The 14,778-nt window shown below is 68.7% G+C and carries 15 protein-coding genes; 3 read left to right on the top strand and 12 right to left on the bottom strand.

What is annotated here, in order from left to right; all coding sequences use genetic code 11:
- Positions 1–139: 139 nt before the first annotated feature.
- From JOF29_RS41955 to JOF29_RS41935, 5 genes are all read right to left on the bottom strand, one after another.
- Positions 140–1,024: a carbohydrate ABC transporter permease gene (locus tag JOF29_RS41955; RefSeq protein WP_209699834.1), complete on the bottom strand. Its 885-nt coding sequence runs from the start codon at positions 1,022–1,024 to the stop codon at positions 140–142.
- Positions 1,024–1,980 carry a carbohydrate ABC transporter permease gene (locus tag JOF29_RS41950; protein ID WP_209699833.1) on the bottom strand — a complete coding sequence of 319 codons (957 nt, stop codon included), beginning with the start codon at positions 1,978–1,980 and terminating at the stop codon, positions 1,024–1,026. The genes JOF29_RS41955 and JOF29_RS41950 overlap by 1 nt, the downstream gene beginning before the upstream one ends.
- Positions 1,977–3,257 carry an ABC transporter substrate-binding protein gene (locus tag JOF29_RS41945; RefSeq protein ID WP_209699832.1) on the bottom strand — a complete coding sequence of 427 codons (1,281 nt, stop codon included), beginning with the start codon at positions 3,255–3,257 and terminating at the stop codon, positions 1,977–1,979. Before JOF29_RS41945 ends, JOF29_RS41950 begins: the two co-directional genes overlap by 4 nt.
- Before the next feature lie 221 nt (positions 3,258–3,478).
- On the bottom strand, positions 3,479–5,626 hold the full coding sequence (locus JOF29_RS41940; RefSeq protein ID WP_281067660.1) for a 3-hydroxyacyl-CoA dehydrogenase NAD-binding domain-containing protein: 2,148 nt from the start codon (positions 5,624–5,626) through the stop codon (positions 3,479–3,481).
- A 5-nt stretch (positions 5,627–5,631) separates the two neighbouring features.
- Entirely contained in the window at positions 5,632–6,849 is a 1,218-nt protein-coding gene (locus tag JOF29_RS41935) for an acetyl-CoA C-acetyltransferase (RefSeq protein WP_209699830.1), read from the bottom strand.
- Positions 6,850–6,911: 62 nt separating this feature from the next.
- Here JOF29_RS41935 and JOF29_RS41930 point away from each other — a divergent pair, with 62 nt between their 5' ends.
- Positions 6,912–7,658: a MerR family transcriptional regulator gene (locus JOF29_RS41930; protein ID WP_245359944.1), complete on the top strand. Its 747-nt coding sequence runs from the start codon at positions 6,912–6,914 to the stop codon at positions 7,656–7,658.
- On the opposite strand, the gene JOF29_RS41925 is transcribed toward JOF29_RS41930, so the two are convergent.
- The 3 genes from JOF29_RS41925 to JOF29_RS41915 are packed head-to-tail and all read right to left on the bottom strand — an operon-like array spanning position 7,655 to position 9,224.
- Positions 7,655–7,933, bottom strand: a complete 279-nt coding sequence (locus JOF29_RS41925; RefSeq protein WP_209699829.1) for a DUF6510 family protein — start codon at positions 7,931–7,933, stop codon at positions 7,655–7,657. The two genes, JOF29_RS41930 and JOF29_RS41925, sit on opposite strands and share 4 nt — an antisense overlap.
- Positions 7,930–8,658 (bottom strand): ferredoxin reductase, encoded by a 729-nt coding sequence (locus JOF29_RS41920; RefSeq protein WP_209699828.1) that lies wholly within the window; start codon positions 8,656–8,658, stop codon positions 7,930–7,932. Before JOF29_RS41920 ends, JOF29_RS41925 begins: the two co-directional genes overlap by 4 nt.
- Positions 8,628–9,224, bottom strand: a complete 597-nt coding sequence (locus JOF29_RS41915) for a sulfite oxidase-like oxidoreductase (RefSeq protein WP_209699827.1) — start codon at positions 9,222–9,224, stop codon at positions 8,628–8,630. Before JOF29_RS41915 ends, JOF29_RS41920 begins: the two co-directional genes overlap by 31 nt.
- 332 nt (positions 9,225–9,556) lie before the next feature.
- On the opposite strand from JOF29_RS41915, the gene JOF29_RS41910 reads away from it, so the two are divergent.
- Complete coding sequence (locus tag JOF29_RS41910) at positions 9,557–10,351, top strand: ANTAR domain-containing protein (protein ID WP_209699826.1); 795 nt, start codon at positions 9,557–9,559, stop codon at positions 10,349–10,351.
- Entirely contained in the window at positions 10,351–11,073 is a 723-nt protein-coding gene (locus JOF29_RS41905; protein ID WP_209699825.1) for a GAF and ANTAR domain-containing protein, read from the top strand. Before JOF29_RS41910 ends, JOF29_RS41905 begins: the two co-directional genes overlap by 1 nt.
- A 222-nt stretch (positions 11,074–11,295) precedes the next feature.
- Here the strand turns inward: JOF29_RS41905 and JOF29_RS41900 are convergent, their stop codons facing one another.
- Genes JOF29_RS41900 through JOF29_RS41885 form a run of 4 tightly spaced genes read right to left on the bottom strand, consistent with a single transcriptional unit; the run spans position 11,296 to position 14,740 of the window.
- On the bottom strand, positions 11,296–12,438 hold the full coding sequence (locus tag JOF29_RS41900; RefSeq protein WP_209699824.1) for an acyl-CoA dehydrogenase family protein: 1,143 nt from the start codon (positions 12,436–12,438) through the stop codon (positions 11,296–11,298).
- 14 nt (positions 12,439–12,452) lie between these two features.
- Positions 12,453–13,589, bottom strand: coding sequence for a CaiB/BaiF CoA transferase family protein (locus JOF29_RS41895; protein ID WP_281067478.1), 1,137 nt, complete (start codon positions 13,587–13,589; stop codon positions 12,453–12,455).
- Between the two features lie 45 nt (positions 13,590–13,634).
- On the bottom strand, positions 13,635–14,024 hold the full coding sequence (locus JOF29_RS41890) for a hypothetical protein (RefSeq protein ID WP_209699822.1): 390 nt from the start codon (positions 14,022–14,024) through the stop codon (positions 13,635–13,637).
- Entirely contained in the window at positions 14,021–14,740 is a 720-nt protein-coding gene (locus tag JOF29_RS41885) for an SDR family oxidoreductase (RefSeq protein WP_209699821.1), read from the bottom strand. The genes JOF29_RS41890 and JOF29_RS41885 overlap by 4 nt, the downstream gene beginning before the upstream one ends.
- Positions 14,741–14,778 lie beyond the last annotated feature (38 nt).

Raw genomic sequence — 14,778 nt, 5'->3', positions numbered from 1 at the left:
GCCCGACTCCGCGCGGGACGGCCACCTCGTGGCGCTCCAGCGTCCCGGCTGGCAGTCTGACGGGACTGAGCACACCTCATGAGGTCTGTGAACAAGCAATTGCCTGTTCATAGACCCCACTGCATGTCCTCGGTGCGGGTCAGTCTTTGATGCCGGACTGGGTTACGCCCTGGATGAGGTAGCGCTGGAGGAAGGCGAAGATCAGTACCAGCGGGAGGATCGACACCGCGACCGCCATGAACAGTTCGTGGATGTTGATCGTCTGGGCGGTGATGAACGTCGACATCGCCACCTGGATGGTCCACGACGACGAGTCCTGGCCGATCACCAGCGGCCACAGGAACGAGTTCCAGTTGCCGATGAACGTGATCGCCGCCAGCGCCGCGAAGAACGGCAGGGAGTTCGGTACGACGATCCGCCAGAACACGCCGAAGTACCCGGCGCCGTCGACCCGCGCCGCCTCCTCCAGCTCCTTCGGGAAGCCGAGGAAGTACTGCCGGAACAGGAACGCCGCGAACCCGCTGAACAGCGTCGGAATGATCAGGCCGCGCAGCGACGACACCCACCCGAGCGACGACACCACGATGAACGACGGAATGAACGTCACCGCGCCCGGGATCATCAGCGTCGCCACGATCGCGTAGAAGATCTTGTCCGCGTGCCGGTACGGGATCCGGGCCAGCCCGTACCCCGCCATCGATGCCAGCAGCAACTGTCCCGCCGTACCGAGTATCCCGACGACGGCGGAGTTGTACAACGCCCGCGCCATCGGCACCTGGGTGTCGGCGAACAGCTCCTTGATGTTCCCCCACTGCAGATGCGAGGGGAACAGCGTCCAGGTCGGCGCGGTGATGTCGGACTCGGTGGACAGTGCGTTGCGCAGGATCAGGTAGAACGGCAGCAGGAACAGCACCACCGCGACGAAGAGCGCGATCCAGCGCAGCCCCGTCCCGACCCGGCCGAGCGGAGTCTGCGTGAAGCCGATCGGCTTCGGCGTACCGGTCGTACGTTCGGCGTCGGCCATCAGTCGCCCGCCTTTCCGAAGCCGAAGATCCGGCTCTGCAGCAGTGTCACGAGCATGATGATGACCGCCAGGATCAGGGCGCCGGCCGACCCGTGCCCGAGGTCCTGGATCGAGCCGAGCGAGATGCCGTACAGGTACACCAGCGGCGGCCTTGCGTAGTTCACGTTGCCGATCAGGTTGTAGAACTCGTCGAACGCCTGGTATGCCGCGATCAGGTTCAGGATCAGTACGGCGACCGACGTCGCCCGTAGTTGCGGCAGCGTGATGTACCGGAACACCTGCCACCCGGGCTTCGCCCCGTCGACGTACGCCGCCTCGTACAGCGTCGGCGAGATCCGTTGCAGGCCGGCGATGAACAGGATCATGTAGAACCCGAGCTGCAGCCAGAGCCGGACGGTGACCAGCGGGAGCCAGTACCACGGCGGGCTGACCGTCGACAGCCAGGCGATGTTGTCGATACCGAACCAGCCGAGGATCGTGTTCGCGAGCCCGAACCGGACGCCGTTGAAGATCGACAGCTTCCAGATCAGCGACGCGACGACGTACGAGCAGGCGGTCGGCAGGAAGAACACCGACCGGAAGAACGCCCGCGCGATCTTCACCTGGTTGACCAGCAGCGCCAGCGCCAGCGAGAGCACGAACGTCAGCGGCACGATGAACACCGCGAAGATCGTGAACGTGCCCAGGCTGGACAGGAAGTTCTGGTCGGTGAGCATGTCGACGTAGTTCTGGAGCCCGACGAACTTCGACGGCGTCGCGGTGTTGTACGCCTCGAAGAAGCTCAGTACCAGGCTCCAGATGATCGGCAGGTACGAGAAGACCAGCAACCCGATCACGAACGGGCCGACGAACACCCAGAACCACAGGGCGTTCCCCTTGATCCCCTTCTGCCGCCGCCCACCCCGCCGCTCACCAGAAGAGGCGGGGTCCGTGCGCGTCTTGACGGTAGAGCTCATCCGAACAACCGCTTGAGCTCGTCGTTGACGGTCTTCTCCGCGTTCGCGATCTCGGCGGCTGGGTCGGCTCCCTTCTTGATGATGTTGGTCAGCATGTCGCCGAACGCCGTACCCATCTTCGGGGTCCAGGCCGGGTCGTCGGTGTGACCGTAGTCCTGGGTCAGCTTCACGGTGTCGGCCGCGACGCCGCTCTGCAGCTTGGCCGCCTTGGCCGCGACGCTCTTCCGCGGCGGGATGTGGAAGCCGTAGCTGAGCGACCAGTCCTCCTGGTCCGCGGCCTGGTCGATCCACAGCCACTTCACGAACTTCTTCGCCGCGTCGACGTTCGGACTCTTCGCGGAGACGAACTGGGTCCAGCCGCCGGAGTACACGGCCGGCTTGTTCGACGCGTCGAGGGCCGGGAACGGGATCACGCCGAGGTCGTCGCCGAGCGCCTTCTGCATCCCCGGCACCGCCCACATGCCGATCCACTGCATCGCGCACAGGCCCTGGTTGATCGCGCCCGGGTCGGTCCAGTCGGTCGGCGAGCCGAGCAGGACGCTCTTGCTCGCGTAGAGCTCGTGCAGCTTGCCGAACATCTTGACCGGGCCGTCACCGGAGAAGCCGGGCTTGTGGTCCTTGGTGAGCCGGTCGCCGCCGGCCGCCCAGAGCGCCGGGCTCCCGAGGGCGAGGCCGCCGTCGTTGCCGACGAAGATGCCCTTCACCTTGTTGGTGGTGAGCTCCTTGGCCGCGGAGATCAGGTCGTCGATGGTCTGCGGCGGCTTGATGCCGGCCTTGTCCAGCAGCGACTTGCGGTAGTAGATGACCTGCGGGTCGATGATCATCCGGATCCCGTAGATCTTGCCGTCCACGGTGTTCGTGGCGAGGTCGCCGGGCAGGAAGTCGTCCTTGACGTCGGCGATGATGTCGTCGAGCGCGACCACCTGGTTGCTCTTCACCATGCCGATGTTCAGCTGGCTCTCGAAGACGTCGGGCCCCTTGCTGGACAGCAGGCCCGAGGAGAGCTTGGTGCCGTAGTCGCCCGGCGTCCATTGCACGGTCACGTTCGCGTCGGTGTACGCCTTCGCGTACTTCTGCGCCGCCTGCTGGGTGCCGGCCTCGCCGTACTGGTGGTACCACTGCGAGAGGCTGGGTTTGGACCCACCACCCCCACCGGACGACGGTCGGCCGGTATTGCCGCCGCAGGCCGCGGTCAACGCGGCGAGCGCGGCGAGTCCGCCGGTCCGCTTCAGCAGATCGCGCCGGGACCATCCGGCGTTCGGAACATGAGCAGGCATGAATTCCACCTTCCCGAGAGGGAACGTCGCAGGGGGTACGACGCACGGTTCCGAGGTACTTAACGGCGTTAAGCATCTCCGAGTTCTGGCACACGGTACTGCAGGTCAATCGTTGTAGAAGTGCCAGCACAATGTCTCAAATGCGCGTCGGGCGCAAGACCGGACACGCTGCTATTTGTTTGAACGTGTGTAGTTGGTACCGGCTCGTGATCAGGTTCGGCTCAGCCGAAGATCTCCCCCGCGGCCGCCTTCCGGACCAGGAGCGCGGGCGGCCGGAAGCGTTCGCCGTACGTCGTCGCCAGCTCGCGCGAGCGTTCGGCGAAGGCGCTCGGTCCATAGGCGTTCACGTACTGCAACGCACCGCCGTGCAACGGCGGGAACCCGATGCCGAAGATCGACCCGATGTTGGCGTCCGGCACCGACCGCAGCACGCCCTCGTCCAGGCACTTCACGGCCTCGAGCGCCATCGCGAACAGCATCCGCTCCTGCAGATCGATCAGCGGAATCTCAGCCTTGACCGGGAAGTGCTCCCACAGCCCCGGCCACAACCGCTTCGGGCCGTCCGCCGGGTAGTCGTAGAACCCGGCGCCGGCCGCCTTCCCGCGCCGGCCGAACTCGTTCACCAGCCGATCCGTGACCGCCATCCCCGGATGGTCGTCGAACGCCCCGGCGCTGTCCCCTGCCGCGCGGGCCGCGTCCCGGATCTTCTGCGGCAGCGTCAGCGTGACCTCGTCCAGCATCGCCAGCGGCGGCGCCGGGAACCCGGCCTGGGTCGCGGCCCGCTCGATCATCACCGGGTCGACACCCTCGGCCACCATTGCCGCGCCTTCCATCACGAGCGTGCCGAACACCCGCGACGTGAAGAACCCGCGGCTGTCGTTGACCACGATCGGCGTCTTCCTGATCTGCCGTACGACGTCGTACGCCTGCGCGATCGCCCGGTCCGAGGTCTTCGCGCCGACGATCAGCTCGACCAGCGGCATCCGGTCCACCGGCGAGAAGAAGTGCATGCCGATGAAGTCGTCCGGCCGGTCGATGCCGTCGGCGAGCGCGGTGATCGGCAGCGTCGAGGTGTTCGAGCACAGCAGCGCGTCCGGCTCGACCACGCCGGCGATCTCCGCGAACACCTTCTGCTTCAGCCCGCCGTCCTCGAAGACCGCCTCGATCACCAGGTCACACCCGGCCAGGTCGTTCGGGTCGCCGGTCGGCGTGATCCGGCGCAGGAACGCTTCCACGTCGGAGGCGGTCATGCGGCCCTTCCCGACCTGCTTCGCGAGCAGCTTCGCGGAGTATTCCTTTCCGCGCGCAGCCGCCTCCAGCGAAACATCTTTGAGCACAACCTCGATCCCGGCCTTGGCGCACACGTAGGCGATTCCGGCGCCCATCATCCCGGCCCCGAGTACGCCGACCCTGCGCGCGCGGTACGCCGGTACGCCGGCCGGCCGCGAACCGCCCGCGTTGATCGACTGCATGTCGAAGAAGAACGCCTGGATCATGTTCTTCGCGATCTGCCCGGTGGCGAGCGAGACGAAGTACCGCGACTCGATCCGGGACGCGGTCTCGAAGTCGACCTGGCTGCCCTCGACCGCGGCGCTCATGATCGCCCGCGGCGCCGGGTACGGCGCGCCCTTCAGCTGCTTGCGCAGGTTCGCCGGGAAGGCCGGCAGGAACGCGGCCAGCTTCGGCGAGGCCGGCGTACCGCCCGGGATCTTGTACCCGTCCCGGTCCCACGGCTGCTTGGGGTCGCCCTGCAACTCACGCGAGTACGACGTGATCCAGCGTCGGGCGGCGTCCAGCAGATCCTCGGCCGGAACCACCTCGTCGACGATGCCGACCGACAACGCGTGCGCGGGCTTCATCCGCTGCCCCTGGAGCAGCACCTTCATCAGTGCGTCCTGCAGGCCGAGCATCCGCACGGTCCGGGTCACTCCCCCGCCGCCGGGCAGCAGGCCGAGTGTCACCTCCGGTACGCCGAGCTCGATGCGGTTGTCGTCGGCAACGATCCGGTGGTGGCAGGCGAGCGCGATCTCCAGCCCGCCGCCGAGCGCGGAACCGTTGATCGCGGCAACGACCGGGACGCCGAGGGTCTCCACCGCCCGCAGCTGCCGCTTGACCTCCTCGACCGTCTCGAACACCTGGGCCGCGTCCGACGGCCGGATCTGCGACAGCTGCTGCAGGTTCCCGCCCGCGAAGAACGTCGACTTCGCGCTGGTCACGATCACGCCCTTGAGCAGCGCCTTCTCGGCCACCAGGCGCTCGACGGTCCGGCCCATCGCCTCGACGTACGCGCCGTTCATCGTGTTCGCCGACGCGTCGGGATCGTTCAGCGTCAGCGTGACAACGCCCGCGTCGTTCTTCCACTCGATCATGCTCGTCATGCGGGGAGCCTCTCGATGATCGTCGCGACGCCCATGCCGCCGCCGACGCACAGGGTGGCCAGTCCGTACCGGAGCTCGCGGCGTTCCAGTTCGTCCAGCAGGGTTCCGATCAGCATCGCGCCGGTGGCGCCGAGTGGGTGCCCGAGGGCGATCGCGCCGCCGTTCACGTTCACCTTCTCGTGCGGCGCGCCGAGATCCTTCATGAAGTGCAGCACCGCCGCCGCGAACGCCTCGTTCATCTCGAACAGGTCGATGTCGCCGACGTCCAGGCCGGCGCGGGCCAGCGCCTTGCGGGCGGCCGGTGCAGGGCCGGTCAGCATGATGGTCGGATCGGCACCACTGACGCCGACCGACACCACCCGGCCGCGCGGCGCCCGACCGAGCGCCTCGCCGGCCTTCTCGTTGCCGATCGCAACCAGCGCGGCGCCGTCGACGATCCCGGACGAGTTGCCCGCATGGTGCACGTGCTCGATCCGCTCGACGGTCAGGTACTTCTCCAGCGCCACCGAGTCGAACCCGCCGTGCTCCCCGATCGCCGCGAACGACAACGGCAGCCCGGCCAGCGTCTCCACCGTCGTCCCCGGCCGGACCAACTGGTCGTGGTCGAGGATCCGCAGCCCGTTGCGGTCCAGCACCGGCACGACGGAACGCCCGAAGTACCCGTTCGCCCAGGCCTTCGCGGCGCGCGCGTGCGACTCTGCGGCGTACGCGTCGACGTCGGTCCGGGAGAACCCGTCCATGGTCGCGATCAGGTCCGCACTGATGCCCTGCGGGATGAACCCGGTCTGCAGGGCGGTCTCCGGGTCCATCGCCCAGGCACCGCCGTCGGAGCCCATCTTGACCCGCGACATCGACTCGACACCACCGGCCAGGATGAAGTCCTCCCACCCGGAGCGGACCCGCTGCGCGGCCTGGTTGACCGCCTCCAGACCCGAGGCGCAGAACCGGTTCAGCTGCACGCCGCCGGTGGTCTCCGGGTAGCCGGCCATCAGTACGGCGGTCCGCGCGATGTCCATGCCCTGGTCGCCGATCGGCGTCACCACGCCGAGGACGACGTCGTCGATCGCCGTCGGATCCAGGTCGGGGTGCCGGGTCCGCAGCTCGTCCAGCAGGCCGGTGATCAGCTGGATCGGCTTGACCTCGTGCAGCGCGCCGCTCGGTTTCCCCTTGCCGCGCGGGGTGCGAATCGCGTCGTACAGGAAGGCGTCACTCATGAGGCCGATTGTGACAGTATTACTGTCATGATGGTCAAGTGCGGACCGTTATGATCTCCGCCATGTCCGAGGTGGCGGGGGACGCATCACATGAATGCGTGACGTTGACGGTGGACGAGCTGTCGGCGCGGGTGGGTATGACGGTGCGAACACTGCGGTTCTACGCGGGCCGGGGCCTGATCCCGCCGCCGATCCGGCGCGGCCGGGTCGGGTACTACGGGCCTGAGCACATCGCGCGGCTCGACCTGGTGCGGGAGCTGCAGGCGCACGGGTTCACGCTGCAGGCGATCGAGGGGTACCTGGACCGGATCCCGGCCGACGCCACCCCGCAGGACATCGCGCTGCACCGGACGCTGCTGACGCCGTGGATGCGCGACCTCCCTGAAACGCTTGATCGAGCGGCCTTGGTACGGCGTACCGGCCGGGAGCTGAGCGACGACGACATCGAGATGCTGGTCGCGCTCGGAGTGGTCGAGCCGACGCCCGACGAGGACGTGTTCCAGGTGGCGACCGCACACCTCAGCCTCGGCGTCGAACTGCTCGACCTGGACCTTCCGGTCGAGGCGGTGCTGGACGCCGGCCGGATCTTCACCGAGCACGGCCGCGCGATCGCCGAGGAACTCACCGAGGTGTTCCGCACCAAGGTCTGGCCGCACTACCGCGACTCCGGCGGCCCGCCCGAACACATCCAGCAGCTCGTCGAACGCTTCAAGCCCGTCACGATCCAGGGCCTCGTCCTGGCGTACGAACGCGCCGTCGGCGAGACCCAGCGCGACACGATCCGCCGTACCCAGAACAAGCCCCGCTAGGAACTCGGCACGCGCAGGTAGGTCAGGCCGCGGAGGTCGAGGTACGTGCCGGTCGGCGTGGAGACGACGCGGAGCAGTACTGCGTCGCACCCCGGGCAGCGGGCCACGGTGCCGGGAGCGTTCACGTACACCCGGGATTCGGCGAACACGTTGGTCTGACCGCAGCCGTCGCACTGGGCGATGGCTGCGGTCAGGTCCACGGCGAACAGCTCGCTCAGCGCTCCGGCGGCCGCATTGCCGTCGAGATAGTTGTCTTGAAAGTTGTTTGTGCTCATCCGAACCGCTCCGTTCTGACACGGGCCGGGTCGTGGCCGGCCGCCACCAGCAGGTCCGCGACCGCCTCCACGAACGGCGTCGGGCCGCACACGTACGTCGTCGCGCCGTCCTCGGGCCCGAACGCGTACTGCGCCAGCAGTTCCGCGTCGATCCGCCCGACCCGCGACTCCCCGTCCGGCGCCTCCCGCGTGTAGACGAGATGTACGTCGACCTGGTCCGCCGCGGCCAGCTCCTTGAGGTCCCGCACGTAGATCACCGACTCCGGGCGGCGAACGGAGTACAGCAGCCGCATCGGCGTCGACGTACCGGCGGCCGCCCGCAGCATCGCCCGCAACGGGACGACACCCGACCCGCCGCCGATCAGCTGCACCGGCCCGTCCTGCTCCGGCTTCCACACGAACCACCCGCCGACCGGTCCGCGGATCTCCAGCGGGTCCCCGACCTTCAGCACGTCCACGAGGTACGGCGACACCTCGCCGTCCGGCACCTGTTCGACGGTCAGCTCGATCGTGCCGCCGCTCCACGCCGAGGCGATCGAGTACGACCGGGAGGCGCGGTAACCGTCCGGCGCGGTCAGCCGTACGTCGAGGTGCTGCCCCGCGAGATGCCCCGGCCACTCCGGGACGTCGAGCACGATCGTGCGCGCCGTCCCGGTCTCCCGCCGTACGTCGGCCACCGTGGCGACCTGCCACATCAGTCGCCGGCGTATCGCTGTTCTTTCCATGGGTCTCCGTACTCGTGGTAGCCGGCGGTCTCCCAGAAACCGAGATCCTCGGTGTCGGACAGCACCAGGCCGCGGATCCACTTGGCGCTCTTCCAGAAGTACAGGTGCGGGACGAGCAGCCGGGCCGGTCCGCCGTGCTCGGGGCCGAGCGGCTCACCGTCGTACTCGTAGGCGATCCAGGACTGCCCGTCGAGCAGATCGTCGAGCGGCACGTTGGTCGTGTAGCCGCCGTAGCTGTGTGCCATCGCGAAGTCCGCGCCGGTCTCGACGTCCGCGAGCAGCGTGTCCAGCGAGACGCCCTGCCAGCTCGTCTGCAGCTTCGACCAGCGCGTCACGCAGTGGATGTCCTTGGTGATCTCCTCGGCCGGCAGCGCCAGCAGCTCGGCCCAGTCCCACTTGTACTTCTCACCGGTCTCGGTGGTGACCGTGAACTCCCAGTGCTCGGGCTGGATGTGCGGCGTCGGCCCCGCCGACAGCACCGGGAAGTCCCGCGTCAGGTACTGCCCCGGCGGCAGGTCCGAACCACCCCGGCGGCGACCGGCGAACCCCGGCGACACGATGCCCATCGCGACCTCCCTCGACTCCTGGAAGCAGTCAATCACGGCGACCTGCGCGCTGGCAGCGCCTCCGGCCACAGACGGGACTAAACTCAGCCGTACAGCGCCGCCCCGGACCACGGCTCGCGCCTCGTGACATGTACGGGACATGTATCGGACGAGTGAGGATCGCGGTGTCGGGTACTGGTGGGCCGCGGGGACACCGGCGGATCGAGAATCCCGGCGTAACGTTGCTGTGGAGAGAGTGTTGGGCGGCGCGCGACGCAATGAGCACTGCTTCGACAAGCCTGCCGCTAGGGTGGACCATCCGCCCGGCGGCGGTTCGAGTCTGGACGGATTGCGTGGATCACGACCGCAGCGCGAGGGTGTGGGGGGCGATCAGAGCCGCGTCGGGCGGCAACGGCGCGGCCCCGTCCTTGGCGTACGCCGTGTCGGCCTGTGCGCAGGCGCTGTCCGCAGCGGGCGCCGGGCTCGCGATGGCCCGCGACGACGGGCTGCTCGAGCCGGTCCTGGCCACCGGTCCCGAGATCGGTGAGCTCGACGAACTGCAGTTCGAGCTGGGTGAAGGACCGAGCAGGGATGCGGTCGTGACCAGCACACCGGTCCTGGAACCGGACCTCACCGGGCTGGAGGCCGGCCGGCGATGGCCGGCGTTCGCCGCGGCCGCCGCGGACCGTGGCATCCGCGGCGTCTTCGCGTTACCGGTCGCCGCCGGAGCCGCCAAGGTCGGCGTACTCACGGTTTACCGGCGAGTGCCGGGGCCACTGGCGGGTGACCTGCTGGCCGACGCCCTCGTGTTCGCCGATGCCGTGTTCGTACTCGCCCTCGACCATCGCCAGGGCATCAGTGCGGATCTGGACGAGGTCATCGAGGCTGCGTTCACCGCTCGCCGGGCCGAGGTGCACCAGGCGGCCGGCCGGCTTGCCGCCCAGCAGCAGATCAGTGTCACCGATGCGCTCGCCCGGCTGCGGGCACACGCCTACAGCAGTGGAATCTCGTTGCACAAGGTCGCCGTCGACGTCATGTCCGATCACCTGCGCCTGGACGGTGACCGCCCGCTCGGCAAGGGTCCGCCGCGCATCACGCCGCGTCCCGCACACCCTGAACAAGCCGAGAAAGAAGAGGAGGAGGACTGATGAGTGCATCCGACCGTAGAGTGCGCGAGGTGTTCATCGAGCTGTCGGACACTCTCGTCGACGACTTCGACATCATCGAGTTCCTGGACCGGCTTGCTGCGCGCTGCAGCGAGTTGCTGGGCGTGTCGGCCTGCGGCATCCTGCTCGCCGATCATCACGGCGTGCTGAGCCTGGTCGCTGCCTCGAGCGAGCAGGCGCGGCTCGTCGAGCTCGGCCAGTTGCAGAATCTGGAAGGCCCCTGCATGGACGCGTTCAGCACCGGTCGTCCGGTGCAGGTCGGCGACCTGCGGGACGCCCGCACCCGGTGGCCCCGCTTCGCGGCAACCGCTGTCGGCGCCGGTTACCTGTCGGTCCAGGCATTACCGATGCGACTGCGCGACTCGGTGCTCGGCGCGGTGAACCTGTTCAGCCGGTCCACCGGGGAACTGGACGCCGAGACGGTCAGGCTGGGGCAGGCGCTCGCCGACGCGGCCACGATCGGCATCGTGCACCAGCGCGCGCTGGCCCGCAAGGAGGTCGTCACCGAGCAGCTCCAGTCCGCTCTGAACAGCCGCATCCTGATCGAGCAGGCAAAGGGATTCCTCAGCCACGGCCTGGGAGTCGACGTCGACGAGGCGTTCGCCATGATGCGTTCGTACGCCAGGGCCCACAACCGGCGCCTGACCGAGGTCGCCGACGAGATCGTTCAGGGCACGCTGACGCTCAGCCGATCGCGCGACTGAGTTGTCACGAGCCGTGGTGGCCCGTGGCCGAACCGGCTAGGCTGGCGGTGCCTGTTCGGGCATGCCCAAGACCTCGGCGCCAGGTGTCGCGCCGCCGGGAGGGGTCGGGCGCGACACGGTGATACCAGCACAGGACGCTCGCACCACCTGGCTGGTGATCAGGCGCAGGAACCGTCGCAACGGCACCACCTGCGTGTGCACCGAGCGACGGTTCCCCTGCGTCTAGATGCCCATCGTCCGGCCGATGATTTCCTTCATGATTTCCGTCGTACCGCCGTAGATGGTCTGGATGCGGGTGTCGAGGTAGGCCTTGGCGATCGGGTACTCGGTCATGAAGCCGTAGCCGCCGTGCAGCTGCAGGCAGCGGTCGACGACCTTCTTCTGCAGTTCGGTGGTCCACCACTTCGCCATCGCGGCCTCGGCGACGGTCAGCGTGCCGGCGTTCAGCTCCTGGATGCAGCGGTCGACGAAGACGCGCGCGATCTGCGTCTCGGTGGCGAGTTCGGCGAGCACGAAACGGCTGTTCTGGAAGGAGCCGATCGGGCGGCCGAACGCCTTGCGGTCCTTCACGTAGCGCAGCGTGTCGTCGAGTATGTTCTCGCAGGCGGCGGCCGCGACGACCGCGATCGTCAGCCGTTCCTGGGGCAGCTTCTCCATCAGGTACCCGAAGCCCTGACCCTCCTCGCCGAGCAGGTTCCCGGCCGGCACCCGGACGTCGTCGAAGAACAGCTCCGCGGTGTCCTGTGCCTTGAGCCCGATCTTGTCCAGGTTCCGCCCGCGCTCGAACCCGGGCATCCCGCGCTCGACGACCAGCAGCGAGATGCCCTGCGCGCCGGCCTCCGGATCGGTCTTCGCCACCACGATCACCAGGTCCGCGAGGATCCCGTTCGAGATGAACGTCTTCTGCCCGTTCAGTACGTAGTGGTCGCCGTCGCGCCGCGCCGTGGTCTGGATCCCCTGCAGGTCGCTGCCGGCGCCGGGCTCGGTCATCGCGATCGCGGTGATCGTCTCGCCGGAACAGAACGCCGGCAGCCAGCGCTGCTGCTGCTCGCCGGTGGCATAGTCCAGCAGGTACGCCGAGTTGATGTCGGTGTGGATCGTGAAGCCGACGCCGCTCGCCCGGACCCGGGTGAGTTCCTCGATCAGTACGGCGTTGAACCGGAAGTCGCGCACCCCACCACCGCCGTACTCCTCCGGCATCATGAAGCCGAGCAGACCGGCGGAACCGGCGGCCGTCCAGAGTTCGCGCGGGACGATGCCGGCGGCCTCCCAGCTGTCGTGGTGCGGGACGATCTCCTTGTCGCAGAACGCGCGCACGGTCTCCCGGAAGGCATCCTGATCGGCGTCGAAGAGCTGACGTTCCACGGGCGGGTTTCCTCTCAGTCCTGGCGGTGCTCGATCTGTTTGGCGGCGCCGGACTCCAGCAATGCATCGACGTCGGTGATCCCCCAGTCGGCCAGGGCCTCCCGGGTGTGCTCACCCGGCCGCGCGGGCGGCCGGCGCAGGCTGGTCGGTGTCCGGCCGAAGCGCGGCGCGGGGGCCGCCTGCCGGACGCCGTGGTGGTCCACAAAGGTGCCGCGGGCAACGAGATGCGGGTGGTCCGCGGCCAGCGGGAGCACCGGCGCCACGCACGCGTCGGAGCCGTCGAACAGCTCGGCCCACTCGGCCTGCGTCCGTTCGCGGAACGTCTTGGTCAGCACCTTCCGCAGCTCGGGCCACTGGGCCGGATCGTCGCGGTCCGGCGGGTTCAGCCCGAGCTTGCCGATCAGCTCGGCGTAGAACCGCGGCTCGAGCGCACCGACCGCGACGTGTTTGCCGTCCGCGGTCTCGTACACGTCGTAGAACGGCGCGCCGGTGTCGAGCAGGTTCGTCCCGCGCTCCTGCCGCCACGAACCGGCGGCGAGCGCGCCGAGCAGCATCGTGGTCAGATGGGCCGAACCGTCGACGATCGCGGCGTCCACCACCTGCCCCTGCCCGCTGCGCTGCGCCTCGTGCAGCGCCGCGAGTACACCGATCACGAGGTAGAGCGAGCCGCCCGCGAAATCGCCGAGCAGGTTCGCCGGTACCTGCGGCGGTCCGCCCGCGCGACCGATCAGGTGCAGCGCGCCCGACACGGCCAGGTAGTCGATGTCGTGCCCCGCCGTCTGCGCCAGCGGTCCGTCCTGGCCCCACCCGGTCATCCGCCCGTACACCAGCCGCGGATTCAGAGCCCGGCAGTCCTCCGGCCCGAGCCCGAGCCGCTCGGCGACCCCCGGCCGGAACCCCTCGACCAGTACGTCGGCCTGCGCGACGAGCCGGCGTACGACGTCCACGGCGGCGGGATGTTTCAGGTCCAGGGCGGCGCTCCGCCGGCCGCGGTTCACCAGGTCCAGCTCCGGCGGGCCCATCGAGGGTCCGCCGCCAGGGCGGTCGATCCGCAGTACGTCGGCACCGAGCTCGGCGAGCAGCATGCACGCGAACGGCGCCGGACCGATCCCGGCCAGCTCGACCACCTTGACGCCCTCGAGTGGACCCATACCGGCCATTGTGACAGTAGAACTGTCACAGTGGTGTACGCCGGGTCACGTGAGCTTGCGCACCCCCGCCAACGCGGTCAGCGGGACCAGGACCATCAGCCCCACGCCGACACCGAGCACGACCGACCACCCGGGCTCGTGACCATCGAGGTGGCCCAGGTGAAAGATCAGGTGCGGCAGGGCGAACGCGAGATACGCCAGCAGCGCGACGGCCGCCAGGTACCGGTCCAGCCGGATCGCGGCGGCGGTCAGGACGACCCCCAGGCCGAGCGACGCCGCCCCGAAGTCGTGGAACAGGTGGTCGTTGTACGGCGGATCCCAGTCGACGGTCGGCACGTGGTCGTAGAACGTCTTCGGGAGGAAGGTCAGCCATACTCCGAGGAGCCACTCGAGCGTCGCGAAGATCACGAGCACCGTGCGCACGTACGTCCTCATCGCAGGTACTCCGCGAACGTGATCTTGCCGTACTCGGGCCCGTCGACCGTCGCATGACCGGCCGCGAACGCGCGGAACGCCTTTCCCGGCACCCGCAACGGCAGCACCGCGCGCCGTGTGGACCGGGCCCGTTTCCACAGCCCCGCCAGCTCGACGACCGAGCGCCGTTCCGGACCTCCGATGTCCGGCGCGCGACCGTTCACGGGCGGCTGCTCCACCAGTTCGGCGAGTCGGACCGCGACCTCCTCGACCGCGATCGGCTGCAGCGTGACCGCCGGTGCGAGGACCGCCGGGAGAAACCGCTCAGCACTGAGGATCTGGTCGACGAGATTGTGGAACTGGGTCGCGCGCAGCACGGTGTACGGCACACCGGACTCGGCGACCAGCCGCTCGGCCTCGAGCTTGTACCGGTAGTACGGCAGCGGGATGCGGTCGATCCCGGCGATCGACATCACGATCAGATGCCGTACGCCGGTTGCCGCGGCGAGCAGGTTCCGCGTCTGCTCGATGTCCCGTCGGCCTTGGCTGGTGGCGAGGTGTACGACGATGTCCGCCCCGGCGAGCGCGGCCGCAAGCCCCGAGCCGGTCGTGAGGTCGCCGACGATCCGATCGGGTCCGGGCTTCCGGCTCAGTACGCGCACCTCGTGTGCCTGGAGCCGAGCAACGGTTGGCCGACCGAGCGTGCCGGTGCCGCCGGTGACGAGGATGGAACTCATCTCGGTTGGTGTCCTTTCAGTTACGCGATCGCCACCAC

It is taken from the genome of Kribbella aluminosa (assembly GCF_017876295.1).
GTDB classification, from domain to species: Bacteria; Actinomycetota; Actinomycetes; order Propionibacteriales; family Kribbellaceae; genus Kribbella; species Kribbella aluminosa.
Note: the sequence above shows the minus strand (reverse complement) of the source record. Positions and strands in the feature narration are given on the sequence as shown.